This is a genomic window from Cupriavidus sp. 05T41 (assembly GCF_056396525.1).
This window is the reverse complement of sequence record NZ_JBFTLQ010000014.1, coordinates 1-26,814: the sequence shown is the minus strand read 5'-3', so window position 1 is coordinate 26,814 and position 26,814 is coordinate 1. Positions and strand designations below refer to the sequence as shown.

The window sequence follows — 26,814 nt, the reverse complement described above, 5'->3', positions numbered from 1 at the left end:
CGGAGACAGCATTCATGAATTTCAACTTGACCGAAGAGCAGGAAATGATGGTGGCCGCCGCCCGGCGCATGGTGCAGACCCGCATCGACCCGGTACTGCGCAGTCATCCGGCCAACCAGCCGCTGCCCAAGGCGGCCATGCTGGAGATCTTCGCCGCCTTCGCGGAGCTGGGCATCACGGCCCCGCGCGTGCCGGCCGAAGCCGGCGGCGGCGGGCTGAAGATGCTCGACTACGGCATGATCTTCGAGCAGCTGCCGCCGGTGGTGGCGCTGTCGCTGGCCTCGCATGAGGGCACCATCCTGCGCATCCATCTCGGCTGCCCGGACCCTATCCGCGAGCGCTACCTGCCCGACCTGATCGCGGGCCGCAAGATCGCCTGCACGGCCAATACCGAGGCCAATGCCGGGTCGGACTCCGGCGCCATCCGCACCAAGCTGGAAGTCGACGGCGACGACGCTTACCTGACCGGCCGCAAGATGTGGATCACCAATGCCTCGATCTGCGACGTGGTGAACGTGTCCTGCACCACCGGCACGGACGAGAAGGGCCGCCCCGTCACGCGCCGCGCACTGGTCGACCGCAGCGAGGTCGATTTCGAGGTCCGCGAGACGGCCATCACCGGCCTGCGCCAGGGTCACCTGAGCGAGCTGGTGTTCGAGCGCACCCGCGTGCCACTGAGCCACGTGATGGGCGAGCCGGGGGACGCGGCAAAGACGCTGACGATGGCCTGGAATGGCAACCGTCCGCTCATCGGCCTGATGTGCGTGCATCTGGCGCAGAAGGCGCTCGACCTGGCGCTGGACTACACGAAGTCGCGCCAGCAGTTCGGCAAGCCGCTGGCGGCCCACCAGCTGGTGCAGCAGGACCTGGCCGATATCGAGACGGCCATCGTGTCGTCGCGCCTGCTCTGCTACTACGCACTCGACTGCATCGACCGCGGCCTGCGCGCGAACGGCACCTCGGCCATGGCCAAGCGCTATGCCACGCAGGCATGCGAGCGGGCCATCCACCTGGCGATCCAGCTGCACGGCGCGATGGGCATCAGCGAGGAACTGGGGCTGGAGCAGATGTGGCGCGATGCGCGCGTCTTCCAGGTGCCCGATGGCATGAACGGCATTCTCGCGCTGATCCAGGGCCGCGAGCTGACCGGGACGGCGGCGTTCCGCTGATCCAGCGATTTCTACCCAATACCTGCAGCACACAGAGAGACAGAGGGAAACACCATGAACGACAAGATGATGGAAGGCAAGGTCGTGATCGTCACCGGCGCGGGCCGTGGCATCGGGCGCGAGATCGCGCTGGCAATGGGCCGCAACGGCGCGAAGGTCGTGGTCAACGACGTGGGCGTGACGGTGACCGGCGACGCGAGCCAGGAAGACCCGGCGGAGGAAGTGGCGGGCCAGATCCGCGCCGACGGTGGCGAGGCCATCATCAGCCGCGAGAGCGTGGCCGAGGCCGACAGCGCGGCGCGCATCGTCGAGGCTGCCGTCGACCACTTCGGCCGCATCGATACCGTCGTCAACAACGCCGGCATCCTGCGCGACCGCATCTTCCACCAGATGACGCCGGACGAGTTCGACGCCGTGCTGCGTGTGCACCTGTACGGCTGCTTCAATATGAGCCGCGCCGCCGCCACGCATTACCGCAACCAGAAGAGCGGCAATTTCGTCCACATGACGTCTACCTCGGGCCTGATCGGCAACATCGGCCAGGCCAACTACGCCGCCGCCAAGATGGGCGTGGCGGGGCTGTCCAAGGCCATCGCGCTGGACATGGCGCGCTACAACGTGCGCTCGAACTGCATCTCGCCGTTCGCCTGGAGCCGCATGGCCGGCGCCATTCCCGAGACGCCGGACCAGGTCGAGCGCATCGCCAAGGCCAAGACCATGTCGCCGGCGGACATTGCGCCGCTGGCCGTGTTCCTGGCAAGCGATGCGGCGTCGGCTGTCAACGGCCAGATCTTCACCGTGCGCCGCAACGAGATCTTCCTGATGAGCCAGCCGCGCCCCGTGCGCGCCATGCAGCGCAGCGAAGGCTGGACGCCGCAGACGCTGGCGTCGCACCTGCTGCCGGCGATGGCGCCGTCGTTCTTCCCGGTGGAAGTCTCGGGCGCCGTGTTCGCCTGGGATCCGGTCTGAGGAGCCGACAATGGAATTCACGGTTCCCGGCGAATGGGTGGACTTCGGCGATGCGCTGCTGAAGTTCATCGACCGCGAGGTGGTTCCTCTCGAACAGGAACATCGCGCGCTGCTGTCCAGCGAGCGCACCTTGTACACGGAAGACGGGCGCTTCAGCCCGGAAGTGCTGGCGCTGCGCCGCCGCGTGCGGCTGCGCTCGGCCGAAACAGGCTTCTATACCGCGCTCGCGCCTGAGTCGCTCGGTGGCGGCGGGCTGGGCGCGCAGGCGGCGGCCTATGTGCAGGAGCGCCTCAATGCACACTGCGGCCCGGATCGTCCGCTAGTGCAGACGGTGGTGCTGCCGTCGCCTTTCACCAACGGGTTGTCACCGGTGCTGCGCCACCTGGACCCGGCCGTGCTGGCGTCGGTGCGCGACGAGCTGGCAAGCGGCGAGAAGACCATGTGCTTCGGGCTGAGCGAGCCGGATGCCGGCTCCGACGTGTTCGGCATGCGCACCCGCGCCGAGCGGGATGGCGACCATTGGGTGCTCAACGGCACCAAGCAGTGGATCACCAACGCCCCCTACGCCGACTACGCGATGGTCTTCGCGGTGACCGACGAGGCGAAGGCGCGTGCCCATAAGGGCGGCATCACCGGCTTCTTCCTGCCGACCGGCACGCCGGGCTTCTCGGTGCCCAGCGTGATCCCGACCATGGGCCACCTGGGCGGCGATATCGCCATTGTCTCGCTGGAGAACGTGCGCGTGCCGGATTCGCACCGGCTCGGCCCCATCGACCAGGGCCTGTCGGTGGCCCTCGATGGCGTGAACGCCGGCCGCCTGAGCATGGCAGCCTCCGGCCTGGGCCTCGCCCAGTGGGCGCTGGCGCAGGCGCTGGAGTACGCTAAGGTGCGCAAGACCTTCGGCACACCGATCAGCGGGCATCAGGCCGTGCAGTTCATGCTCGCCGAATGCGCGATGGACATCTATGCCACAAAGTCGATGATCCGCCACTGCGCCTGGCTGGTGGACCAGGGCCAGCCGGCCACCAAGGAGGTGTCGATGGTCAAGGCCTCGTCCACGGAGATGGTGGGGCGCGTATTCGACCGCGCCATCCAGATCCACGGCGCCATGGGCCTGACCAACGAACTGCGGCTGGAGGCGGGCTACCGCCACGCGCGCACGCTGCGCATTCCGGACGGCACATCGGAAATCCAGCGCCGTACCATCGCCCGCCAACTGCTCGGCGGCGATACGGCAATCTGAACGCATAGGCGGTACGCAAAATCCGCACATAAATACAGGAGGAGACCTGGTGATGCATTCCCCTATCATCGAACGCCCGACCGGCCCGCTCGACCTCGACCGCAGGTACGCGAAGGCCGGCCTGCCCGTGCGCATCCACACCCCTGATACCACCGTCTTCGAGAACCTGGAGTTCGCCGCCCGGCGTTATCCGCGCAAGACCGCGATCCAGTTCTACGGGGCCGCCCACACCTATGGCGCGCTGCTGCGCGAGGTGGAAGGCATGGCGGGGTACCTGCAGCAAGCCTGCGGCATCCAGCCGGGGGACCGCGTGATGCTGTTCAGCCAGAACTGCCCGCAGTTCATCGCCGCGTACTTTGCCATCCTGCGCGCGCAGGCGGTCGTGGTGCCGGTCAACGCCATGCTGCTGGAAGACGAACTGCGGCATATCGCGACCGACAGCGGCGCGGTGGCCTGCTTCTCCGCGCAGGAGATTGCGCCGCAACTGCTCCCGCTGCTTGGCGAGACGCCGCTGCGCCATGTGATCGTGCACGCCTATGGCGACGCGCTTGGCGATGACGACGCCGGCCTGGCCATTCCCGACTGGGTCCGCGTGCGCAGCACCGCCGGCAACCTGCCGCCCGGCGCCACGGGCTGGCTGCCGGCGCTGGCCGAAGGCCATCTGCCGCGTCCCTACACGGGCAAGCAGAGCGACCTCTGCATGCTGCCCTATACGTCGGGCACCACGGGCGCGCCGAAGGCCTGCACGCACGACCACCGTACGGTGATGAGTTCGGTGTCGGCCTCGCAGATCTGGCGCAAGACGAGCACCGAGGCATGCTACCTGGCCGTCGCGCCGATGTTTCACCTGCTTGGTCTGCAGAACGGCATCAACGGCCCGATCTTCATGGGCGGCACCATCGTGCTGCTGCCGCGCTGGGACGCTCGCACTGCCGCCGATCTGATCGAACGCCACCGCGTGACGTTCTGGGGTGCGCTGCCGCCGATGCTGGTGGATTTCTTCAGCCAGCCCGGCATCGAGAAGCGCGACCTGAGCAGCCTCTGCGTGGTCGGGGGCGGTGGCGCCGCCATGCCCGAGAATACCGCCGCGCTGATGCGCGAGCGCTATGGCCTGCAGTACCTGGAAGGCTACGGCCTGACGGAGACCGCTTCGTTCCTGTTCGCCAACCCGATGCACCGGCCCAAGCCGTCCTGCCTCGGCGTGCCCACCTATGGGGTGGAGGCCTACGTGATCGATCCGGAGACCCTGCAGCCGGTGCCGCAAGGCGAAGTAGGCGAGATCGTCGTCCACGGTGCGCAGATCATGCATGGCTACTGGAACAGCCCCAAGGCCAACGCCGAGTCCTTCATCGAACTCGACGGCAAGCGCTTCTTCCGTACCGGCGACCTCGCCAGCATGGACGAGGACGGCTACTACTTCATGCGCGACCGACTCAAACGCATGATCAACGCCGCCGGCTACAAGGTCTGGCCGGCAGAGGTCGAGGCCATGCTCTATCGCCACCCCGCCATCCAGGAAACCTGCGTGATCTCGGCCCGCGACAGCCATCGCGGCGAGACCGTGAAAGCGGTGATCGTGCTCAAGGCCGGACAGGAAACCACCACGGTCGAAAGCCTGCTGGCCTGGTGCCGCGAGCATATGGCGACGTACAAGGCGCCGCGCATCGTCGAGATCGTGCCGGCCATCCCCCGCACCGCCACCGGCAAGCTGGCATGGCGCACGCTGCAAGAAGCGGAACTGCGCAAATGAGCGCCATGGAGACCGAGACGCAATTCGACGACATCGTGACCGGTGGCAATACCGATGCGCCTTCGATGATGAGCGGGGAGACGGCGGCCGACACGATCCTTGGCCGGCCCGCGGTGCCGCCGGCGTGGGCACGGAACGGAGGGAAGCTCCGATGACATCCGCTTCCATGGCCCTGGAGGGCGCACAGGAAGACGTTCCGGCCGGGTTCGAGCCGCTGATCACGTCCGCCGGATTCCTCCATACCTGCGGCCAGTTCTACATGCACACGGACCAGCCCGTCGTGGGCTTCCGCGTGGGCCGGGAGCACCTGAACCTGATCGGCATCGCGCATGGTGGCTTTCTTGCCACGGTGGCGGACGTTGCGCTGGGCGCGGTGGTGCGGCGCGACCTCGCCGTGGCCGCCGCGCCGACCGTGCACCTCAGCATCGACTATGTGGGCGCGGTGCAGCCAGGGGACTGGGTGCAAGCGCACGTCCGGATCCTCAAGGATGGCCGCAAGCTCATCAATGCCGATTGCGATGTGCGCGTGGGCGAGCGCGTCGTGCTGCATGCCAGCGGGGCCTTCTTCGTCAAGGTGAGGGCGGGCAAGGCCGTCGCCTGACACCTTCCGGCCGCAGGATTCGCAACAGGAAAAAAGAAATGCACCTCACACTCAGCCTTCAGCGCGCCGTGCAACTGACACCGGATCGCACGGCAACCATTTTCCACGACCGCCGCCGCACCTATGGCGAGATGGCCGCACGCGTCGCGCGGCTGGCTTCCGGGCTGCGTACCCACGGCATGGCGACGGGCGACCGTGTCGCCATGCTCGCGCTCAATTCCGACCGCTATCTTGAGTACTTCATGGGGGTGTGGTGGGGCGGCGGCGTGGTGAACCCCGTCAATATCCGCTGGAGCGTGCCCGAGATGGCGTATTCGCTCGACGATTGCGACACACGCATCCTGATCGTCGACGACCATCACCTGCACCTGGTGGATGCGATCCGCGCGGCGTCGCGCTCCGTCAGCGTGGTGATCCACGCTGGCGACGGCGAAGCGCCTGCCGGCATGCTGTCGTTCGAAGGCCTGATCGCGGCCAGCGAGCCGGTGGCGGATGCCGGCCGGGGCGGGGCCGACCTGGCTTCGGTGATGTACACCGGCGGCACCACGGGCTTTCCCAAGGGCGTGATGCAGACGCACCTGAACCTGTGGTCGAGCGGGATGCAACGGCTGGCGGAAGCGCCGCCCGTGCGCGATGCCGCCGTGCTGCACGCCGGGCCGTTCTTCCACGTGGCGAGCCTGGGGCGCGCCATCGTACAATGGCTGGCCGGCGAGACCCACGCCGTGATCCCGTCCTTCGACGCGGCCGACGTGCTGCGAGCGATCCGCGAGGACGGCGTCGCGGAGATCGCGCTCGTGCCCACCATGATCCAGGCGACGCTGTCGCACCCGGACTTTGCCATCACCGACTTCTCCCGGGTACGGCGGCTGACCTACGGCGCCTCGCCGATTTCCGCCGCGCTGCTGGAGGAGGTCATGGCGCGTTTGCCTGGCGTCGAGCTGAGCCAGTCGTATGGCCTCACCGAGGCCTGCCCGGGCGTCTCGTCGAACCCGCCCGCCAACCACAGTGAGGCTGGACGCCAAAGTGGCCTGTTCCGCTCGGTGGGCCGTGGCGGCCCGGCCGTGCTGGTGAAGATCGTCGACGAGGCCGGCAACGAGGTGCCGCGCGGCACGGTCGGCGAGATCATTGTGTTCGGACCGAACATCATGGCCGGCTACTGGAACAAGCCGGAGGAGACCGCCAAGGCGCTGCGCAATGGCTGGCTGCATACCGGCGACGGCGGCTATATGGACGAGCAGGGCTATCTCTTCATCGTCGATCGCATCAAGGACATGATCGTCAGCGGTGGGGAGAATGTCTATTCGGCCGAGGTGGAGAATGTCATCGCCAGGCATCCGGCGGTCGCCGCCTGCGCCGTGATCGGCGTGCCGCACGAGAAGTGGGGCGAGGCGGTCCATGCCGTAGTGGTGATGCGACCGGGCATGACGGTGGATGAGGATGACGTCCGTCGGCACTGCCGGGAGTTCATCGCCGGGTACAAGGTGCCCAAGACCGTGGAGTTCCGTATGGCGCTGCCGTTGTCGGGGGCGGGGAAGGTGTTGAAGAAGGATCTGCGGGCGCCGTTCTGGGAAGGACGAACGCGGGCGGTGAACTAGACGGAACGGGCCGCGATAGCGGCCCGTTTTTCTTTCAGCCGGGCATGACGATGGCCCAGCGTTTGCTCGTTTGCTCCCCCTCCCGCAATACGTCGCAATACGGGAGGGGGAGCAAACCGTCAGGGTTCGACCACGTTGAACATCGGATCGAAGTCCTCCAGCATCCCGAGCAGCTTCACCACGCTTGCCGTATCCCCCTCGACCTGGATGGCACCCGTCTCGACGAGATGGCTGAACATCGCAGGCAGGCCGTCACCGGCCTGCAGCGCGGCCAGTGCCTCGCGTCCCAGTGACACGCTCGCCGTGCATGCCCCACGCGCCGCGCCGGGCAGGTAGGTCATGGTGGCGTTTTCCAGCCGCATGGCCCAGCATTCGCCCGTCTCGGGGTTGCGCCATTCGATCTCCATCTGTTCGCCGTTGGCCTGGTCGCCATCCAGGCGCACGGCAAAGTAGTCGAGCAGCAGTTCTAGCGGCAGGACCGACACCAGGTCGCGGCTGACATTCCTGCGGCGCAGCTTCGGCACGCCCTTGCGCAGTTCCTGCGCCCCCAGCAGGAAGGCATTGCGCCAGGTCGACGATTCGGCCGCGAAGCCGAGCTGCTCCAGCGCGTCCGCGCACAGGGCGCGGGCGTCCTGGTTGGCCGGGTCGGCGAAGACCAGGTGGTTGCTGACCTCGGCCACCCAGCGGTACTCGCCGCGCGCGAAGTCGGCGCGGGCCTTTTCCAGCAGTGCCTCGGCGCCGCCCATATAGGCCACGTAGCGCGGGCCGGACTGCTCGGGCGGCAGCGTGTGCAGGTGGGCGGGGTTGCCGTCGTACCAGCCGAGATAGCGCTGCACGATGGCCTTCACGTTGTGCGAGATGGTGCCGTAGAAGCCGCGGTTGGCCCACGTGCTGGCGAGCGAATCGGGCAGCTTCATGACCTCCGCCACCTCGATGCCGGTCATCCCGCGGTTCATCAGGCGCACGGTCTGGTCATGCAGGTGCTTGTACAGGTCCCGCTGCTGGCGCAGGTAGTGGCGAATGCGCTCGTTGCCCCAGGTGGGCCAGTTGTGCTGGGCGAACACCACGTCGGCGGTCGGCGCGTAGCGGTCGAGTGCTTCGTCCAGGTAGCGTGACCAGACGCGGGCGTCGCGCGCCTGTGCGCCGCGCAGGGGGCAGAGGTTGTGCATGGTCTGCACGCCGATCTCGGCCGTGTTCAGCGCGCGCAGGCCGGGGAAGTGCATGAACATCTCCGACGGTGCCTCGCTTTCCAGCGCCAGGTGGAAGATGATCTCGACGCCGTCGATGACGTGCGTCTCGACTTCCTGCTCGATGGTCATGGTCGGCGGGATCAGCGTGCCGGTGCCCACCGGGATGCCCTTGCCGATGCCGCAGTCGACCTGGCCGCAGGCGTGCTTGGGCAAAGACAGCCCGCCCTGGAACATGCCACGCCGCATCATGGCATTGCCGGCCAGTACGTTCTCCGACACGGTATGCCACATGAAGCCCTGCGGTGCGATGATCGGTACCTTGCGGGCCACGGCATCGGCTTCGTCCAGCACGCCGCGCGCGCCGCCGTAGTGGTCGGCGTGGCTGTGCGTGTAGATGAGGGCGCTGACCGGGCGGTCGCCACGGTGCTTGCGGTACAGGGCAATTGCTGCCTCGGCGGTCTCGGCGACGGTCAGCGGGTCGATGACGATCACGCCAGTGTCACCCTCGATGAAGCTGACGTTGGCGACGTCGAAGCCGCGCACCTGGTAGACGCGCTCGGTCACCTTGAACAGGCCGTGGGCCATGTTCAGGCGTGCCTGTCGCCACAGGTTGGGGTGGACGGTGGGTGCGGGCTGCGGATCATCGAGGAAGGCGTAGTCGGCCATCGACCAGACCAGCCGGCCCCGGGCGTCGCGGATCTCCGCGTCGGGAATGGTACCGATGAAGCCGCGCTGGGCGTTCTCGAAGTCGATATCGTCCAGAACCGGCTGGACCTGAGAGGTTGCGTTCATGGGAAAGCCGTGAAGTGTGACAAGGGGAAAAAGCAAGGAAAAATCAGTCGGCGGCCTTGGCGCCGGAGGACTGGATAAGCTGAGCCACGACTGGCTCGTTGGCTTCGAAGTCGCGGCGGAATTCCACGGCGCTGTTGCCGACCGGTTCGAGCGAGTAGGTCTCCAGGCGGGTCCTCATGGCCGGGGAGCGGGCGGCGGCGCGGGCTTCCTTTTCCAGACGGGCCAACACGGCCGGGGGCGTCTTTGCCGGCGCCAGCATGCCGACCCATCCGGCCGGGGCGAGTTCGGCATCCTGGAAACCGGCCTCGGTCATGGTCGGTACATTGGGCAGGCCCTTGGCCCGCGTGCTGCCCATCACGGCAAGCGGTTTGATCTTGCCGGAATCCATGTAGGGCCGCAGCGCTACCAGTGTCCCCACGCCCCAGGTGATCGCGCCGGCGGCGATGTCCTGTGCCATCGGCGATTCGCCCTTGTAGGGGATGTGCGCCATGTCGAGCTGCCTGCTGCGGCTCAGGTAGGCACCGACCAGATGGGCATAGGTGCCTTGCCCGTACGAGCCGTAGCTGACCTTGCCCTTGTGCCGGGCGGCCCATGCCAGCAGGCCCTTGACGTCGTTCGCAGGGACGTCGGCGGAGGCGGCGAGCACGAGATTGCCGACGCACAGCTCCGACACGAAGGCGAAGTCGCGCCGGACGTTGTACGGCACGGAGGCATAAAGGTAGGGCGTATTGATGAGCGGTGCGGAGTGGGAGATGAGCACGGTGTAGCCGTCAGCTGTGGCACGCGCTACGTTCTGCAAGGCCAGGATGCCACCGCCACCTGGCTTGTTCTCCACCACGATGCTCTGACCCATCTGCCTGCCCATCTCGTTGGCGAACGAGCGGGCCACCGCGTCGAGCGCGCCCCCCGCGGGCGCCGGGACCACGAAGGTGATGGGACGGCTGGGATACTCCTGGGCGAAGCCGGCGCTGCTGAATGCCAGCGCCAGGACTACGGAAAGTGTCTTGATGCGCACGAAGTGGCTCCTCGCTTGTGTTTCGGTTGGCATGGCTGCCGCGTGGCGGCAACCGCTTCCCGAAGCGTAGGGCCGGCCCCTGGCGTTCATCCCACCGGGGTTGGGGGGCGGGGATTTCCCCAACACCGACCGCGAAACGCCCGCGCCGATCTTTGCGAAAACACGTAGACCACAAGTCAGAAGAGTTGATTTGAATACGCACCGCAAACTGGTGGTGACACACAACTTCATTGACCTGCAGCGTTATCGTGTCGTTTCCAGCGGGAAGGTGCCGACCGGAGCGGTTGCGCTGGCGATGGCGTTCGAGTACGACGGCGGAGGCCTGGGTAAAGCCATATCCCCGGGCGGCCCCTCACCCGCCATGCAGTGGCCGAGGCATGCCAGCTCGCGCGTCAGCGTAGTGGCATCGAGAAACCCGCTACGCCGCATTCGTTGCGGCATGCCTTCGCGACGCACCTGCCGGAGGGCGGCACCGATGTGCACACGATCCAGTTGCTGATGGGCCATCGCAGCCTTGCCACCACGGTGCGCTCTTGAAGATCGCGACCAGCACCGTGCGCGAGCCGTGCTGCCCGCCGACAGCTTGCTTACTGGCGCGCAGCAGCCGCACGCCGACAGCCCCTCAGTTTGTCTTGGCCTGCGCCAATGCAGACAATACAGCAAGGCTCATCGCGCCGACGCCCGCCTTGATCGTGGGCTCCGGCACGGGAGCGAAGAAGGGGGAATGGTTCGAGGGCAGCGCCGTCTCCCCCGGCTTGCGCGAAGCGTGGTAGCGCTGCGGATCGTAGGCGCCGATGAAGAAGTACATCGACGGCACGCCGGCATTGACGAACTCCGAAAAGTCCTCGCTGCCAGTGATCGCCGGCATGCGCGTCACGCCCTTGCCGTAGGCGCTGCGCAACACGGCCTCGGTACGGGTTACCAGTTGCGCATCGTTGATGACGGCCTTGCCGCCCTCAGTAATGCGCACCTCGGGCTCGGGGGCGCCAGCCATGTCGGCCACCGCCTTGGCGGTCCGGTTGACGCCTGCCAGCATCTGCTCGCGCACCTCGGGTTTATAGGACCGGATGGTCCCGCGCAGGACCACGTCGTCGGGGATGATGTTGCCTACGGTGCCGCCCTGGATAGCGCCGACTGTGACCACGCCGAATTCCTTCGGGTCCTTCTCGCGGCTGATCACGCTTTGCAGGTCTACCACGAAGCGTGATGCCATCATGACAGGATCGATCGTCCTGTTCGGGGCGGAACCATGCCCGCCGCGGCCTTTGAAGCGGACTTCCAGGTCATCCGAATTGGAAGTGAGCGGGCCGGCATCGAAACCGATGAAGCCCACCGGCATGGGCGCCGTGTGAAGGGCAAAGGCGTAATCAGGCTTGCCGAAGCGCGTGAACAGGCCGGCCTCGAGCATGGCCTTTGCCCCGGAAACCAGTTCTTCCGCCGGCTGCGCCACGAACATCAAGGTGCCATGCCATTGCGCTTTCATCGACACCAGCGTCTGCGCGGTGCCCACCCAAGCCGCCATGTGCACATCGTGCCCGCAGCTGTGTGCGACCGGCGTGGGCTTGCCCTTCCAGTCAGTGACTGCTTTGCTGGCGTAGGGCAATCCCGTCTTCTCCTCCATCGGCAAGGCGTCGAGTTCGGTGCGCACCAGCACCGTAGGCCCTGGGCCATTACGGAAGATCGCCACCAGGCCCGTCTTGCCGATGCCCTCGGTGACGTCGAAACCGAGCCTGCGCATCTCGCTGGCCAGCCTCGCGGCGGTGCGGGTCTCCTGGAATCCGAGCTCGGGGTGCGCGTGCAGGTCCATGTAGAGGGCGTCGAGCGCGGGGTAGGCCGACACCAGGTTGCCATCGATTGCGGTCTTGAGCTTCGCCACATCGATCTCGGCCTGGGCGCAAACCGTGCTGGCGAACATACTCAGCAACACACCGCCGGCAAGCTGCGATATCCGGGAAGAAAAGGTCATGCAAACGTCTCCGTTGATCTTGGTAGCGGGAGCGCGGCGATCGGCAAACACCGGCGTCACGTTAGTGCCTGGAGCACTAGGCTAGCTGATCGCTGTGGCGGATTCGCCCCCCGGAATGGGTGGCTGGGGATTGCCCTTACGTCAGGGCCACATGCCGCATGCCTTCACACGGCGCGCCAATGCCCCTCCCAGAACTTGTCGCGAATCTGGCGCTTGAGCACCTTGCCAACCGCGCTGCGCGGCAGGTCGGTCCAGAACTCAACCGACTTGGGCGCCTTGACGCCGCCGAGCACCTGCTTGCACTGCGCCATCAGCTCTTCGGCCATGACCTCGTGTCCGGGCTTGACCTGCACGATCGCCTTGACCGCCTCGCCCCATTTGGGATCGGGTACCCCGATCACCGCGCAATCGAGCACGGCCGGGTTGTTGAGGATGACGGCCTCGATTTCCGACGGGAAGACATTGAAGCCACCACTGACGATCATGTCCTTCCTGCGGTCGACGATGGTGATGAAGCCGCGCTCGTCGCGGATGCCGATGTCGGTCGTGTGATGCCAGCCGAACGTCGATACCTGCGCGGTTTCTTCCGGCATCTTGTAGTAGCCCTTCATGACCATGGTCGAGCGGACCACGATCTCCCCTTTTTCACCGGGGCCGAGGAGGTTGCCGTCGTCGTCCATGATCTCGACGCACGCCAGCGGCGTGCCCTTGCCGGCCGAGCGCAGCGCGGCGTCGTCGAAGCTGCCGTTCGGCAGCAGGTAGTCCTGCGGCCGCTTGAAAATCACCGGCATGCCGCATTCGCTCTGGCCGTAAACCTCGTGCACGACCGGGCCGAAGCGCTCCACCGCCTCGCGCATCCGCTCCGGGGCGATGGGCGCGCCACCGACCAGCAGGCATCGGAGCGAGGACAGGTCCGCGGTGGCAATGGCCGGGTCCGCCAGCAAGGCGTAGAGGACGGTGGGCGGGAGGAACATATGGGTGATGCCCTCGCGCTGGATGACCTCCAGCACGGTCTTTGGATCGAAGCCTGGCAACACCACGGTGCGGCCGCCCCGGATCGCCCCTGCCAGCGTGACGATGGCGGCCGCATGCGTGAGCGGCGCCACCGCCAGCACGCGCGAGGCGCGCTCCAGTTGCAGCGATTCGTAGACGTTGATCAGGGCGATCTCGTATGAGCGGTGGGTATGCTCCGCGCCTTTCGACGGGCCGGTAGTGCCGCCGGTGGGCTGCAGCAGCATGGTCTGGTCCGGATTCTCCGGCGGCGCGCGAAACGGCTCACGGTAGGCGTCGAGCCAGTCCTGCAGGCAGTCGCCATGCGCCGAGGGTTGGTCGATGCAGATGAACTTGCGCACCCGTGGCAGGCCGGCCTTCAGCGCCAGCACGGCGTTTTCGTACGCGCTGTGGAACAGGATGGCCTCGCAGTCGGCGTAGTCGAGCACGGCGATGTTGGTCTCTACCGCGTTGCGCGTGTGCACCGAGATCCAGGCCATGTCGGCCCGGTTGGCAGCGATCTGCAGCAGGCTGATGCGATAGTCGTTCGGCGCGTAGATCGCGATATGCGCGCCGGGCGACAGCGCCTTGTCGGCGTTCAGGCCATGGGCCACGGCATGCACGAAGCGCCTGGCCTGGGCAAAGGTGACGTGCGTGGCGCCGTCGATGAAGGCGAGGTCATCCGCGAAGCGTGAGGCGGCGGCGTCGAAGTAGTCTGCTAGGCGCATTGGGTTCTCCTTTGTGCTTCGCCGGCCCAGCCGCGGGGTAGGGCGGGCCAGCTGATGGTCTGGATGGGGGCTCGCCCGCCGTGGCGGGACGGCGTGCTCAAGGTGTGACGATATTGAATTGGGTGTCGAAGGTATCGAGCATGCCGATGAACTCGCCCAGCTTCTGGCCCTGACCCTCGAGCTTGATCTGGCCCTTACTGACCGCGGTCGGGAAGTCCAGGCGACGCAGGTTGATCTCGTCCAGCGTGGCCTTGGCCAGGCGCACGGTGACGTCGGCGTTCGGGTTCAGTTCGCCGCGCCGGTATGTCAGCACGCCGTTGTGCAGCGTCAGCGCGAAGGGCTGCTTGCTGTCCTCGAACACCCAGTTCAGCGTCATGTCGTGGCCCTGTGCCTTCCCGGCGTTCATGCGCACGGCAAGGTAGTCGAAGAACAGGCCAGGTTCCATCGCCTGGATCATGTCGAGGCGGGTGGCGCCCATGTCGTACTTCGGGACACCGTTGCGCAGTTCCATGGCTGCCGTCAGGTAGGCGTTGCGCCATGTGGCATTTTCAGTCTGGTAGCCGAGTTGCTCCAGCGCCGCCGCCTGCAGGTCACGCGCGGCCTTGTTGTCGGCATCGGCGAATACGACGTGGTTGCCGAGCTGCACGGCCCAGCGGTAATCCCCCTTGTCCATCGCGCCGCGCATCAGGCGCAGCACGGCGTCAGCACCGCCCATGGCGGCTACATAGCGCCTGGCGGCATCGGTTGGCGGCAACGGGTCGAGGTTTGCCGGATTGCCGTCGTAGAAGCCGAGGTAGCGCTGGTACACGGCACGCGAGTTGTGGCTGAGCGAGCCGTAGTAGCCGCGCGTGTACCACTTGCGGTCGAGGTCGCCCGGAAGCTTGTCCATCTTCTCGGAGATCTCGGCCGGTGTGTAGCCTTTGTTGATCAGGTTCAGCGTGCCGTTATTGAGGTATGCATACATGTCACGCTGGTCGGCCAGCATCGTGCGGATGCGGTCGGCGCCCCAGGTCGGCCAGTTGTGCGACACGAACATCACGTCGACCTTGTCGCCGTAGCGCTCCAGGCTCGCGTCGATGTAGGTGGCCCACGCCTTGGGGTCGCGCACCAGCGCGCCACGCAGCGTGAGAATGTTGTGCATCATCGGCGTCGTGTTCTCCGACATGCACAACGCCCGCAGCTCAGGGAAGAAGAAATTCATCTCGGCAGGCGCTTCCGTGCCCGGCGTGAGCTGGAACTCGACCTGGACACCAGCGATCCGGTGCGTCTCGAACGTGTTCCGGATCAGCACGGTCGGCGCAAGCAGGGTCTGCGTGCCGTGCACCGGCAGGCCCTTGCCGAGCCCGCCGTCGATCTGCCCGAGTTCGCCGTGCGGCAGCAGGACGCCGTACTGGAACTGCGCGCGGCGCATCATGGCGGTTCCGGCCAGGACTCCCTCGCTGATGGCTTCCTCCATGAAGCCGGCCGGGGCATAGATCTTCACCTTGCCGGAACGCACGTCAGCCTCGTCCACGACGCCGCGCACGCCGCCGAAGTGGTCGCCGTGGCTGTGGCTGTAGGCCACCGCCACCACCGGCTTGCGCGGGCGATGCTGGTAGTACAGTTCCAGCCCTGCGCGGGACGTCTCGGTCACGGTCAGCGGGTCGATGATGAACAAGCCCTCGTCGCCCTCGATGATCGTCATATTGGCCGCGTCAATGCCGCGGACCTGGTAGATGCGCGGCGCCACCTCGAACAGGCCGGCGTTGCGGTTCAACTGGGCCAGCCGCCACAGGGCAGGGTTGATGGCGTCGGACACCTTGTCGGTATCCAGGAAAGCGTAGGAGTCCAGGTCGATCACGACCTGCCCGGCCGCATTGCGGATCTTGCCCTTGAATGGCGCCACCAGGCCGCGCGTGACCGACTCGAAATCGGTGCGGTCGGTAAACGGCAAGGCCTTCACGGCCTCGGCGTTCTTCGCGGCGGTGATGGTGCTCGGCGGCAGGCTGCCTTGCGGGTTGGCGGCCAGCACGGGCTGGAACAGCGTCGCGCCGATCAGCGACGCCATCACGGCCAGACGGCAACGCGCGGTTGAAAAGCGATTCATACATCCCTCCAGTAAGTCTTCTCTATGCGGCAGGCGGGGCGTTCACCGCCGGATCAGCGACGCGATGAACTGCCGCCCCTGCTCGGTGTACGGCGGGGGCAACGGATCCAAGGCCTTTGGCGGGCAGCGATAGACGGCTCGCGCGTGGCTGAACGTGCGGAACCCGTCCCGGCCGTGGTAGACGCCCATGCCGCTTGGGCCGACGCCGCCGAACGGCAAATCCTCGACGCCGCCGTGAGCGAGCACGCCGTTGAGCGTCACGCCGCCCGACGTGGTGCGCGTCGAGGACGCGCGCTTCTTCCGTGGGGTCGGTGCCGAAGTAGTACAGGCCGAGCGGATGCGGATGCGCCTCGATGTACGCAAGCACCTCGTCGATGGAGTCGTAGGGCTTCACCGGCAACAGCGGCCCGAAGATCTCGTCCTGCATGATGGCCATGTCGTCGGTCGGGTCGATGACCAGCGCCGGGGCCATGCGGCACACCGTGCCTGCGTCATCAAAGGACTCGTTCGCCGGGCTCAGCTCGACGACGCGGGCGCCATGACGGGCCGCGTCGGCCAGGTAGCCCTGCAGGCGCCGCAGGTGCCGCTCGTTGACGATGGCCGTGTAGTCGGGGTTGTCGCGAAGCGTGGGATAGCACCGCGCCACGGTGTCGCGGGCCGCGTCGATGAAGGCTTCCACGCTCGCTTTCGGCACGAATACGTAGTCGGGCGCCAGGCAGATCTGGCCTGCGTTGCACAGCTTGCCGGCCATGATGCGGGCCGCGGCCTCGCGCAGGTCCGCCGACTGCGAGACGATGGTCGGCGATTTGCCGCCGAGTTCCAGCGTGACCGGCACGAGATTCTGCGCCGCGGCGGCCATTACCTTGCGCCCGACGGAGCCCGCGCCGGTGAACAGGAGATGGTCGAAACGCTGGCGGGTAAAAGCTTCACCAACGTCCTGGCCGCCTGTCACCACCGCGACCTCGCGCTCGTCGTAGGCCGAGCGGATCAGCCGCGCCATCAGCTCCGCGGTGGCCGGGGTGAATTCCGATGGCTTGATCACCGCGCGATTGCCCGCGGCGAGGATGCCGGGCAAGGCCATGAAACACGCGGCCATCGGGAAGTTCCACGGCCCCATGACGCCCACCACGCCCCGCGGCTGGTATTGCACCCAAGCCTCGCCACGCGGCACCGGGCGCGGCTCCGGCTGCATCCATTGCTCCACTTGCGCGCGTGCGTGCTTCAGCGCGTTCAGCGGGGAAAGCACCTCGGTCACGCGGGAGAAATCATGGCTGCGGTGGCCGAAGTCGGCGCCGATGGTCTCTACGATCTCCTGCTGGTGATCCACCAGCAGGCCGATCGCGCGGTCCAGCCAGTCGATGCGCTGCGCCGCACTGGCCGGTCCGGCTGCCAGATGCGCCGCCCGCTGGCACGCGACGATGGCGGCGATCCGGGCGTCGATGCCCGCGCTGGTGCAGGTGGGGGTATTGTCTTGCATGCTGTCTTCTCCTTGATCTCAGCCGGCCGTGCCGGAACGGCCGAGGATCAGGTCGGCGGCCTTCTCGCCGATCATGATGGCGGGGGCATTGGTGTTGCCGCCGATGATCGTCGGCATGATCGAGGCGTCGGCCACTCGCAGGCCCTCCACCCCGCGCACACGCAAATCCGGATCCACCACGGACGCAACATCCCCGCCCATGCGGCAGGTGCCCACGGGGTGGAAAGCCGTATCAGCCTGCTGGCGGATCATGGCGCGGATGGCGTCGTCGTCGCTGCCGTCGGCCGCGAGGTGGCCATGGTGCAGCGGCTTCGCGCCGAAGCGGGACAGCGGCGCCTGGTCCAGGATGCGCTTGACGATGCGCACGCCTCTCACCAGCACATCCATGTCGCGTTCATCGGACAGCATGTTCAGGTCGATGGCGGGCACCTCGCCGGGATCGGCGGACTTCAGGCGCAGCACGCCCCGGCTGTATGGGCGCAGCACGCAGACGTGGCACGAGTAGCCATGGCCGTACGGATGCTTGCGGTCGACGATGGCCGGCGCAAAGTGAAGTTGAAGGTCGGGATCGGCCAGTTCCGGCTGCGACTTGATGAACGCACCCGCCTCCACGAGATTGCTGGTCCACATGCCGGTGCGCACGCGCCGGTAGTAGCGGCGCAGTTCCATTGCCATGCGCAGGCCGCCGCGCAACGAGATGCCGAACAGGTCGGCGGTGGTCAGCCGCGCCGACAGCAGCGCGTCGACGTGCTCCTGCAGGTTGCGGCCCACTTCGGGCGCGTCGTGGATGACGGCGATGCCATGCTCGCGCAGATGGCCGGCCGGCCCGATGCCGGAGAGCATCAGCAGTTGCGGCGAGCCATATGCCCCGGCGCTCAGGATGATCTCGCGCCGGGCCCGCAGCACCTGCTCCCGGCCATCGCGCATCACGGCCACGCCGGCGGCGCGCTTGCCGTCGAACACGATGCGCAGCACCTGCGTATCCGTCAGCACATGCAGGTTGCCGCGTCCGCCGGACAGGTCGCCCTTGCCGCCCCGGCTGCCGTGCAGGTAGGCGCGGGCGGCATTCCACCGTTCACCGTTGCGCTGGGTGACCTGGAACATGCCCGCGCCTTCCTGGCGCGGACCGTTGAAGTCGTCGTTGCGCGGGTAGCCGGCCGCCTGCGCGGCCTCGATAAACAGGTGCGAGAACGGCGTGGGCGAGCGCACGTCGCTGACATGGAGCGGACCATGGCCGCCGTGCAGCGCGTCGTCGTCGCGGCCCGCCAGGCGCTCATTGCATTCGGCGCGCCGGAAGTACGGCAGCACGTCCTGCCACGCCCACCCGTCGCAGCCGAGCGCCGCCCAGCGGTCGTAGTCGCCAGGCGTGCCGCGGATGTAGATCATGCCGTTGATCGACGAGCTCCCACCCAGGCCCCGGCCGCGCGGCTGGAAGCTGCGGCGCCCGTTGAGTCCGGCCTCGCGCTCGGAGCGGTAAAGGTAGTTGCGCTGGCTGCGACGAGTGACGGTAACGGCCGCCGCCACCGGCGTCGTGACCAGTGCACTTTTGTCGTGCGGCCCTGATTCGAGCAGCGCGACTCTTCCGCTGCCTGCGTCGGCCAGACGGCCCGCCACGGCACAGCCGGCCGATCCGCCGCCAATCACGATGTAGTCAAACTGACTTTCCATCAGGTGCATTCCTTGTCCTCGTGAGATGTCCAGGCTCCGCAGCCCTTCACTGACCTGGCATGCGGATGCCTTCATACGCTCGACCATCCAGTGGCGTGTCATGGAACGGCAGCCTAGATGCCGCGCCGGTCCTGGTTGCGCACTTCCACCTGCCTCGGATAGACACGGCAGCAGGGAGGTCGCCCACTGGAAGATCCCGTTTCGCGTAAGAAGCGGGCGCGCGAATTCTTGCTGCGATCGGCTTCCCCGGCCGCCAACGCCAGAATTCGCACAGTAAGTGCGACTAGCCGGATACGTGTCTCTTGCCCCCGGCGTCACAGACGGATTGAAGCATTCGAGATAGGGGCGATACCCACCGGGCTTGGGGGGGGAATTGTGTAATGCGCCGAACGGGGCAATGTCGCGACAAGGGTGCTGGAATATCGTCAGCGAGCCACATTACGAATTGACCGGCTGCGCCAATCTCTGTGGCGTTGCTTCAGGCGCGAGGGCGGAACCTGATCCCGGAAACGGCGCTGGAGGCAGCGCTGGAGGGCGATGGAGCGCAGGCACAAGCTTTCGACATTGCCGGTGCCGCGCTGCTCATCAACTGACTGCGTGGAACGCCGGCAGGACTTCCGCGGCGATTTCTTCGATCACCTCGCGCGGCGGGCGCCCCGAGGCCGGTAAGTTCAGCGATACATGATGTGTCCCGCTTTCACGCATGTCCCGCAGCACGTCGACCAGGCCGCGCCGCCCGACGTGGTAGCCCAGTGGAATGGGCGTTGCGGGCGCGTCCGGGTTGGCATCCAGGTCCAGTCGCATGGCCACACCAAAGCCTCGGAACGCACCGGGCACGGCGCGCTCGACCGCGGTGCGCCACATCCGGTGCCTGGCGTGCTGGTCCTGCGGCTCGCGGTGATAGGTCATCCAGCCGCAGGCGTTCCGTGCGATCCAGTCGACGCTCTGGCCGCCTGAGCCAACGGCCAGCAGCGGGATGGCGGCTGGCGACGCCGGCAACAGGAAGAACGCCGGCGAATCGGGACCTGCGTGGTCAGGCGCGACTCGTGAGGGCAGGTTGACCGCCGCCGCGACGGTCTCCCAGTTGCGCCGGAACAGTTCCCTGCGTTGCTCGGTGTCCTTGCCGAACGCGGCGTACTCCGGTGGCCGGTCGCCGGAGCCCAGGCCGAGCATGAAGCGATTCTGCGACAGTGCATTGGTCGAGATGGCACCCTTGGCAATATGCAGCGGATGCCGCAGTGTCAGGACGATGGCGCCGCTGGCCAGGGCGATCTGTTCGGTCCGCGCAGCCAGCGCGCCGAGGAAGACCCAGGGATCGAGGTGGCCGACTGGATCCGGATAGTCGGCACTGTTGAGCGGCACGTCGCGGATCCAGAGCACACGAAATCCGAGCGTGTCGGCCAGGCGGGCCAGCCCAAGCTGCTCGCTGAAGTCCGCCACGGTTTGCCCGGCCCGGAGCATCGGCAGTGACAGGCCCACGGAGAGTTGCCGGTCACTGAAGACCCGCCCGAACGTGCCTGCGTGCTTGTTGTCCATCGCGCATTCCTCCTTTCGCGCAGCGCTTCACGGCGCCTTCAGCTCGGCGGTGACGGCGACCGCCACGGGCAGCCGGCCCGGCAGGTTGCGCACCCCGCACAAGGAACGCGCATGGCCGGCCCGGCCGGCGAATACCGCCGCCAGCAATTCCGAGGCGCCGTCGAGCACATACGGATGGCGCTCGAAATCGTCGGTGCACGCGACATAGCCTTCCACGCGCACGATCTGCCTGACACGTCCGAATCCCCCCAGGTAGCGATGCATCTGGGAAAGGGCATTGAGGGTGGCCAGCCTGGCGGCGAGCCGGCCTTCCTCGACCGTCAGCTCGCCACCGACCAGGCCGACCAGTTTCGGCTGGCCGGCGACCATCGGGCCCTGCATCGATACGAACAGCATCGCACCCGCCTCCACCACCGGCAGGTAGGCGCCCAGCGGCTGCATCGGTTCGGGCAAGGCAAGGCCAAGCGCCGCCAGGCGCTCCATCACGTCGTCAGCCATGGTTGGGCTCCCGCGTTATTGCATGACGCCGGCAAGGCATCATGCCACCCAAGGCAGGAGCACAATGCTGCCCCGGGCGTGTTGGCCGGCGATGCGCCGGTGTGCCTCGGCAGCCTGCGACAAGGGCAGCACGCTGTCAACCTGCGGCTTGATCTTGCCCTCCCGGATCGGGGCGAGCCAGGCGTCAAAGTCCTCGATGTCGCCCACCAGCGTGCCGCGCAACTGCTTCTGCGCGAAGAAGAAGTCGCGGATATCGAAGGTGACATCCGTGCCGGCCATGAAGCCCATGGCCACGATGATGCCGAGGGGCTTCACCGCGGCAATCGTGCGGGGCAGGATGTCGCCACCCAGGTTGTCGATCGCGACATCGACGCCGCGGCCATCGGTCCAGGCGTGCAGTGCTTCAACGAAATCCTCTTCCCTGGCATTGATGACCAGTTCGGCGCCGAGGTCTTTTGCGAGCGCGGCAGAGGCGTTGTCCTGCACGGTGGTGGCCACGCGCGCGCCGAGGGCACGGGCTACCTGGATGGCCATCATGCCGGTGCTCGACGCGCCGGCATGAATCAGCACCATGTCGCCTTCGGTGACTTCGCCGACGATCTGCACCGAGCGGATGGCGATCAGCAGCGCCACCGGCAGTGCCGCAACCTGCTCGACCGGCAGGCCGGTGGTGTCGCGCAGCAGCCAGGCCTCGGGCACGACGATGTACTGGGCATAGGTGCCCGGGATCTGGATGCCGGGGATCGCGTAGCTGGCCGCCGCGGTCACCGGGCGGATGCCGGCCTCGGCCGCAGCGGTCGGGTAGCCTGGCATGGAGATCACGCGATCGCCGGGCGCGAAGCGGGTTACGCCCTCGCCAAGCCCGGCCACTTCCCCGACTGCGTCGGATCCCAGGATGTGGGGGAACGGCAGCGCCGGGGCGATCTGCCCGAGGCGCACATAGTGATCCAGCCGGTTCACGCCGACGGCCAGTACCTTGACCAGCACTTCGCCCGGGCCGGGCGTCGGGGTAGCCATGTCTTCCAGTTGAATCTGCTCGGGTCCGCCAAAGGACCGGATGACTGCTGCTTGCATCTTGGAACTCCAATATCAGTGAATCGGTGCCTCGGTTCGAGGCACCTGGTGTCTTTGTCCTGTGTCTTTGCCCTGTGCTCTACGACCGGGGCCAGGGACAATGCCGCGACGGTGGACGAGCTTGACCAGAACCTGGCCCGGAGCGCACCACGCCGCGGCGTAGCAAGGCCTCGTCCCACGCTTACGCGAGCAGCACCGTGATGGCCTTTTCTTCGGTGTAGGCCAGCACGCCGGACAACCCGCATTCGCGCCCGATGCCGCTGGTCTTCATGCCGCCCCAAGGCAGCCGCGCATCGATCGGTGCCCAGCAATTGATGCCGATGGCGCCCGCCTTGACCGCATGCGCGACGCGATGGGCCCGTGCCAGGTTGCTGGTCCAGACGGTGGCGGCAAGCCCGTAGCGCGTATCGTTGGCCAGTGCGATCGCCTCGTCTTCGGAATCGAAGGCAATCACGACTCCGACGGGACCGAAGATTTCCTCCTGCGCGATGCGCATGCTGTTGCGCGCCTTCGCAAAGATGGTCGGCCTGGCGAACCAGCCGCGCGTGTGCGGCGCGACGCCACCAGCCAGCAACTGAGCGCCTTCCCTGATGCCCTCCGCGATATAGGCGTTGATGCGCTCGAATTGCTCGCGCTTGGCCACGGCACCCATCTGCACGCCTTCCGCCGCAGGATCGCCGACCGCGATCGATGCCGCCACCTCCGCCAGCGCCGTGGCAAACGAATCGGCAAGGCTGCGGTGCACCAGGATGCGCGAGCCAGCGGCGCAAACCTGTCCTTGGTTGAAGAACAGGCCCATCGCGCAGCCTTTCACAGCGGCTTCCAGCGGCGCATCCTCGAACACGATCTGCGGGCTCTTGCCGCCGAGTTCCAGTGATACGCGCTTGAACAGCGGCCCGGCAATGCGCTGGATCTCGCGCCCGACCTCGGGGCTGCCGGTGAAGGTGATCTTGTCCACGCCGGGGTGCTCGCACAACGCGCGGCCCACGACCTCGCCAGCGCCGGTCACGACGTTCAGCACGCCGTCAGGGAACCCGGCTTCCTTGCACAGCGCCGCAAGATGCAACGCGGACTGCGGCGTCTCCTCGGCCGGCTTCAGCACCAGGGTGCAGCCGGCGGCCAGCGCCGGCCCGATCTTCCAGCAGGTGATCATGAAGGGCGTGTTCCACGGCACGATCGCCGCCACCACGCCAACCGGCTCGCGCCGGGTATAAGAGAGCGTCTGCATGCCCATGTAGCCAGGCGTGGGGATGCTGCGGCCTTCGATCTTGTCGGCCCAGCCCGCCGCGCTGCGCAGCGTCGCGATGCCGTTGGGCAAATCGAGCACCGCCGGCTCCGCCAGCGGCCGCCCGATCGATTGGGCGTCGTACTGGCCGAGTTGCGCCGCGTCGCGTTCGCACAGGTCTGCAAGCTTGCCGATCAACCGGCCACGTTCCGTGCCGGACATGCGCGACCAGATTCCGCCGTCCAGCTGAGCGCGCGCAGCCTGTACCGCACGGTCCACATCCTCGCGCGTGCCGGCGGCCATGGTAGCGATGACGCTCTCCGTCACCGGGCTGGTGACGTCGAGGGTAAGACCGCTGGAGGCGGCCACGGCCTGCCCGTCAATGAAGTGCCGAAGCATCGGGATCATCTTTTGTCTCCTGTTGGCCAGCCGCAATGTCTGGCGGCTGTCTGCCCGCGGGATCGAGGGCGAGCCGGCAGTCTCCCAAGGTCGCCGCAGTCCGGCCATTGCGAAGATTCGCAGTGCTGTTCCGCCGGCCAGCGGAGATCGGATAATTGACCGACCGCACGGTCGGTTATAAGATCGGTCGCGTTACGTGGCCGGCTGATCGCGCGTAGGGCGAGAACGGCGCGCAAAGGAGGCGACATGATCACGCAAAGCTATGAAGCAGTGCTGCTGTGCGCACAACGGGAGCTGCGCGATACGCTGCTGGCAAGCGGCCGTGCCCCGGCCAGGCCGGGCAGTCGTGAACTGGCTGCCGAGATGCTGCTGAACCTCGATGACGCGCAAGCTTGCTGGCGCGTGGCCGCGCGATGGCTGCGGGCGAGCTTTGCCGTGGATCGGGTCGACGCAGGCTTCCACACGCCCGGGCAGCGCTACTACATCCCCTCGGCGCAGGCGCTCGCGTCCGACGATGTGCCGCAGATGGCCGGCACGCCCATCGATACCCACGAAGCGGGCGTCGCTTCGCTATGGCTCACTGGCGAGCCGATCGCCTTCCGGGAAGTCGACAGCGATGCGCGGCTGAGCCGGTCGCTGCGCCGGGTCCTGACCCATGCGCACACCGCGTCCAAGCTCGCGACATGCGTGCGCCACCAGTCCAGACCGGTTGGCCTGATCTGCCTGGACCAGCTCGACCGGGTACGCAACTGGTCGGAGCAGGACGCGCTGCAGCTCAAGAGCGTGGCGGCCGACATTCTCGGCCCCATTCTCCATGCCGCGCGCCAGCTGGCTGCGCAGCGCGACGCGGCGTGCGGGGAGGGCGCGGCACCGCCTGCCGACGCCAGCCAGCTGACTGCGTCGGAGGCCCGCGTCGCGCGCCTGGTTGCGCGCGGCCTCAGCTACAAGGAAATCGCCCGCGAGCTGGAGCGCTCGCATTCCACCGTCGATCATCACCTGCGCAGTATCCGGCAGAAGCTTGGCGTTTCCTCGACGTCCCGCCTGATCCGCGTGCTTGCCGGGATTTTCCCGCAGCATGCCAACTGAGCGACAGGATGGTCCCTGTCCGGACCTTGAGACACTGGATACCCCTTGCAAGCCGGGTGGCCTGATGGGGCACCAGCACCGCAGCGAGATTTGTCCACCATTTGTCCATCATTTGTCCACCGCATGACCGGATAAGCCTGTGGACAAGCCGGGCGGGGACAGATAGCCAACGGCCTCCGAGGATTTGATCAATGTTCCGGCAAAGAGAGTAGCCGCAACCGAACCGCCGGATCTGGCACGAATAGTACGAATGCTCCTATAACTGGAAGGTGGACCGGAAGGCACCGGCCTCACTTGTCTAGGAGGAGCATCATGTGCCGCTGGCTGGCCTACTCGGGCAAATCCGTTCCGCTGGAAACGGTGCTGTTCCAGCCGGAACACTCGCTGATCGACCAGAGCCTGAATTCGCGGCTGGGTCAAACCACTACCAATGGCGACGGGTTCGGTGTCGGCTGGTACGGGCGTCACTCGGAGGTGCCGTTCCGCTACCGCTGCCTGCACCCGGCCTGGAGCGACACCAACCTGCGTGAGACGGCGCGGGCCGTGCGGGCGCCGCTGTTCGTCGCCCACGTGCGCGCGGCCACCGGCACGCCGACGCAGGAGACCAACTGCCATCCGTTCCGCTTCGGCCGCTGGCTGTTCGTGCATAACGGCCTGATCCGCGAATACCCCCTCGTGCGGCGCGACCTGATGATGGCCGTGGCGCCGCACCTGTTCCGCTGGATCGAGGGATCGACCGATTCCGAGGTCATGTTCTTCCTGGCCCTGACCTTTGGCCTGGAGCGCGACCCGTGCAGCGCGCTGGAGCAGATGGCCGGGCTGATCGAGGACGTCGGCCACCGCCACGACGTGCAGTATCCACTCAATATGACCGTCTGCGTGACCGATGGCCGGCAGATCGTGGCAGTGCGCTATTCGAGCGAGGCAGACTCGCGCTCGCTGTTCCACAGCACCTCGTTCCGGCAGTTGCGCGCACTCTACCCGGATGACCCGCGCGTCATCGCCGCCGGCGACGATGCCTTCCTGGTGCTGTCCGAGCCGCTGATCAATGTGCAGGGGGTGTGGGAGGAGATTCCCGAGGCGAGCATCCTGGTCGCCCGGGGCGGTGAGATCGAGCACAACCGCTTCCTGCCGCGGCTGCCGAACCAGTCGAAGTAAGGGGGCGGTCGGAGGCGAATCGGGAGCGGGATTCAGCGCCACAAGGGCGGGCAGGCGGTGGTGGACTGCTTGCCGGGCTGGCAGCTATTTGGGATAGACGCGTGAGTGCCGTTCTGGATGCTCGGCCACGGCCCAAAGCGCCGCAAGGTGCTCGCGATGACGATTCGCATGGTGTCCCCGGAGCGATTCGTCGAAATTTTCAGAAAAGTCTTGCCAGCCAACTGCGCGCGCCTTAGTATTCGGTCCCTTCGCAACACGAAGCGCGGCTGCAAAGCAGACGGGACAAGGGTTGCGGGGGCAAAGGTGAGGTTGGCGGTGCTATTGCTATAGGCGCGGCGAACCGGAGCAAAAAAAAGTTTTGCAAAACCTTTGATAAAACGTAGAAAGTAATTCATAATCTCGTTTCTCTGCTGCTGAAAACAAAGCAGCGACGCGGTAAGCAAAGCGAATCGCGGCAAGTTCTTTAACAAACAAACAACCGATAAGTGTGGGCGCTTGATAGCGGATGCCCGGTGCGCAAGCACTGGAGCTTACAAGTTATAAAGTGCTCGCACAGTAAAACATGTTCGGTTCTTCTTCGGGAGGATCGAGTCAGTTTT

Annotated in this window: 22 protein-coding genes; 10 read left to right on the top strand and 12 right to left on the bottom strand. The window is 66.7% G+C overall.

Going from position 1 to position 26,814, the window contains the following annotated elements; translation table 11 throughout:
• The first annotated feature begins 14 nt into the window (after nt 1-14).
• From AC1DKV_RS11225 to AC1DKV_RS11195, 7 genes are read left to right on the top strand one after another with little or no spacing between them, the layout of a single operon-like run.
• Entirely contained in the window at nt 15-1,169 is a 1,155-nt protein-coding gene (locus AC1DKV_RS11225; protein WP_441619701.1) for an acyl-CoA dehydrogenase family protein, read from the top strand.
• Nucleotides 1,170-1,223: 54 nt separating this feature from the next.
• Nucleotides 1,224-2,138: an SDR family oxidoreductase gene (locus tag AC1DKV_RS11220; RefSeq protein ID WP_441619699.1), complete on the top strand. Its 915-nt coding sequence runs from the start codon at nt 1,224-1,226 to the stop codon at nt 2,136-2,138.
• 10 nt (nt 2,139-2,148) lie between these two features.
• A complete protein-coding gene (locus tag AC1DKV_RS11215) occupies nt 2,149-3,381 on the top strand; it encodes an acyl-CoA dehydrogenase family protein (RefSeq protein ID WP_441619697.1) in 1,233 nt (410 codons plus the stop codon).
• Nucleotides 3,382-3,433: 52 nt separating this feature from the next.
• Complete coding sequence (locus tag AC1DKV_RS11210; protein WP_441619695.1) at nt 3,434-5,131, top strand: long-chain fatty acid--CoA ligase; 1,698 nt, start codon at nt 3,434-3,436, stop codon at nt 5,129-5,131.
• Complete coding sequence (locus tag AC1DKV_RS11205; RefSeq protein ID WP_441619693.1) at nt 5,128-5,286, top strand: hypothetical protein; 159 nt, start codon at nt 5,128-5,130, stop codon at nt 5,284-5,286. Before AC1DKV_RS11210 ends, AC1DKV_RS11205 begins: the two co-directional genes overlap by 4 nt.
• Nucleotides 5,283-5,732 carry a PaaI family thioesterase gene (locus AC1DKV_RS11200; RefSeq protein ID WP_441619691.1) on the top strand — a complete coding sequence of 150 codons (450 nt, stop codon included), beginning with the start codon at nt 5,283-5,285 and terminating at the stop codon, nt 5,730-5,732. Before AC1DKV_RS11205 ends, AC1DKV_RS11200 begins: the two co-directional genes overlap by 4 nt.
• A gap of 38 nt (nt 5,733-5,770) precedes the next feature.
• Nucleotides 5,771-7,327: an acyl-CoA synthetase gene (locus AC1DKV_RS11195; protein WP_441619689.1), complete on the top strand. Its 1,557-nt coding sequence runs from the start codon at nt 5,771-5,773 to the stop codon at nt 7,325-7,327.
• Nucleotides 7,328-7,446: 119 nt separating this feature from the next.
• Here the strand turns inward: AC1DKV_RS11195 and AC1DKV_RS11190 are convergent, their stop codons facing one another.
• Nucleotides 7,447-9,309 (bottom strand): alkyl/aryl-sulfatase, encoded by a 1,863-nt coding sequence (locus AC1DKV_RS11190; RefSeq protein ID WP_441619687.1) that lies wholly within the window; start codon nt 9,307-9,309, stop codon nt 7,447-7,449.
• Nucleotides 9,310-9,352: 43 nt separating this feature from the next.
• Nucleotides 9,353-10,324, bottom strand: a complete 972-nt coding sequence (locus AC1DKV_RS11185; protein WP_441619685.1) for a Bug family tripartite tricarboxylate transporter substrate binding protein — start codon at nt 10,322-10,324, stop codon at nt 9,353-9,355.
• Nucleotides 10,325-10,690: 366 nt separating this feature from the next.
• Here AC1DKV_RS11185 and AC1DKV_RS11180 point away from each other — a divergent pair, with 366 nt between their 5' ends.
• Nucleotides 10,691-10,861: a tyrosine-type recombinase/integrase gene (locus tag AC1DKV_RS11180; RefSeq protein WP_441619683.1), complete on the top strand. Its 171-nt coding sequence runs from the start codon at nt 10,691-10,693 to the stop codon at nt 10,859-10,861.
• A gap of 85 nt (nt 10,862-10,946) precedes the next feature.
• On the opposite strand, the gene AC1DKV_RS11175 is transcribed toward AC1DKV_RS11180, so the two are convergent.
• The 9 genes from AC1DKV_RS11175 to AC1DKV_RS11135 all read right to left on the bottom strand — a co-directional run bounded on the left by AC1DKV_RS11175 (nt 10,947) and on the right by AC1DKV_RS11135 (nt 23,980).
• The gene (locus AC1DKV_RS11175; protein ID WP_441619681.1) at nt 10,947-12,290 is read right to left on the bottom strand and encodes an amidohydrolase; all 1,344 of its coding nucleotides are present in this window, start codon (nt 12,288-12,290) and stop codon (nt 10,947-10,949) included.
• Nucleotides 12,291-12,454: 164 nt separating this feature from the next.
• Nucleotides 12,455-14,008 carry a class I adenylate-forming enzyme family protein gene (locus tag AC1DKV_RS11170; protein ID WP_441619679.1) on the bottom strand — a complete coding sequence of 518 codons (1,554 nt, stop codon included), beginning with the start codon at nt 14,006-14,008 and terminating at the stop codon, nt 12,455-12,457.
• Between the two features lie 97 nt (nt 14,009-14,105).
• Nucleotides 14,106-16,094, bottom strand: a complete 1,989-nt coding sequence (locus tag AC1DKV_RS11165) for an alkyl/aryl-sulfatase (RefSeq protein ID WP_441619677.1) — start codon at nt 16,092-16,094, stop codon at nt 14,106-14,108.
• A gap of 22 nt (nt 16,095-16,116) precedes the next feature.
• Nucleotides 16,117-17,571, bottom strand: coding sequence for an aldehyde dehydrogenase family protein (locus AC1DKV_RS11160; RefSeq protein WP_441619675.1), 1,455 nt, complete (start codon nt 17,569-17,571; stop codon nt 16,117-16,119).
• Nucleotides 17,572-17,589: 18 nt separating this feature from the next.
• Entirely contained in the window at nt 17,590-19,239 is a 1,650-nt protein-coding gene (locus tag AC1DKV_RS11155) for a GMC family oxidoreductase (protein WP_441619673.1), read from the bottom strand.
• A 585-nt stretch (nt 19,240-19,824) separates the two neighbouring features.
• The gene (locus AC1DKV_RS11150) at nt 19,825-20,775 is read right to left on the bottom strand and encodes a TIGR03571 family LLM class oxidoreductase (RefSeq protein ID WP_441619671.1); all 951 of its coding nucleotides are present in this window, start codon (nt 20,773-20,775) and stop codon (nt 19,825-19,827) included.
• A gap of 27 nt (nt 20,776-20,802) precedes the next feature.
• Nucleotides 20,803-21,273 (bottom strand): RidA family protein, encoded by a 471-nt coding sequence (locus tag AC1DKV_RS11145; RefSeq protein ID WP_441619669.1) that lies wholly within the window; start codon nt 21,271-21,273, stop codon nt 20,803-20,805.
• 39 nt (nt 21,274-21,312) lie between these two features.
• Nucleotides 21,313-22,347: a quinone oxidoreductase family protein gene (locus AC1DKV_RS11140; RefSeq protein ID WP_441619667.1), complete on the bottom strand. Its 1,035-nt coding sequence runs from the start codon at nt 22,345-22,347 to the stop codon at nt 21,313-21,315.
• Between the two features lie 181 nt (nt 22,348-22,528).
• A complete protein-coding gene (locus tag AC1DKV_RS11135) occupies nt 22,529-23,980 on the bottom strand; it encodes an aldehyde dehydrogenase family protein (protein ID WP_477137604.1) in 1,452 nt (483 codons plus the stop codon).
• A 237-nt stretch (nt 23,981-24,217) separates the two neighbouring features.
• Here AC1DKV_RS11135 and AC1DKV_RS11130 point away from each other — a divergent pair, with 237 nt between their 5' ends.
• Both AC1DKV_RS11130 and AC1DKV_RS11125 read left to right on the top strand, forming a co-directional pair.
• On the top strand, nt 24,218-25,057 hold the full coding sequence (locus AC1DKV_RS11130; RefSeq protein WP_441619665.1) for a helix-turn-helix transcriptional regulator: 840 nt from the start codon (nt 24,218-24,220) through the stop codon (nt 25,055-25,057).
• Nucleotides 25,058-25,369: 312 nt separating this feature from the next.
• Nucleotides 25,370-26,215 carry a class II glutamine amidotransferase gene (locus AC1DKV_RS11125; protein WP_441619663.1) on the top strand — a complete coding sequence of 282 codons (846 nt, stop codon included), beginning with the start codon at nt 25,370-25,372 and terminating at the stop codon, nt 26,213-26,215.
• Nucleotides 26,216-26,247: 32 nt separating this feature from the next.
• Here AC1DKV_RS11125 and AC1DKV_RS11120 read toward each other — a convergent pair whose 3' ends face one another.
• A complete protein-coding gene (locus tag AC1DKV_RS11120; RefSeq protein ID WP_441619661.1) occupies nt 26,248-26,610 on the bottom strand; it encodes a hypothetical protein in 363 nt (120 codons plus the stop codon).
• Nucleotides 26,611-26,814 lie beyond the last annotated feature (204 nt).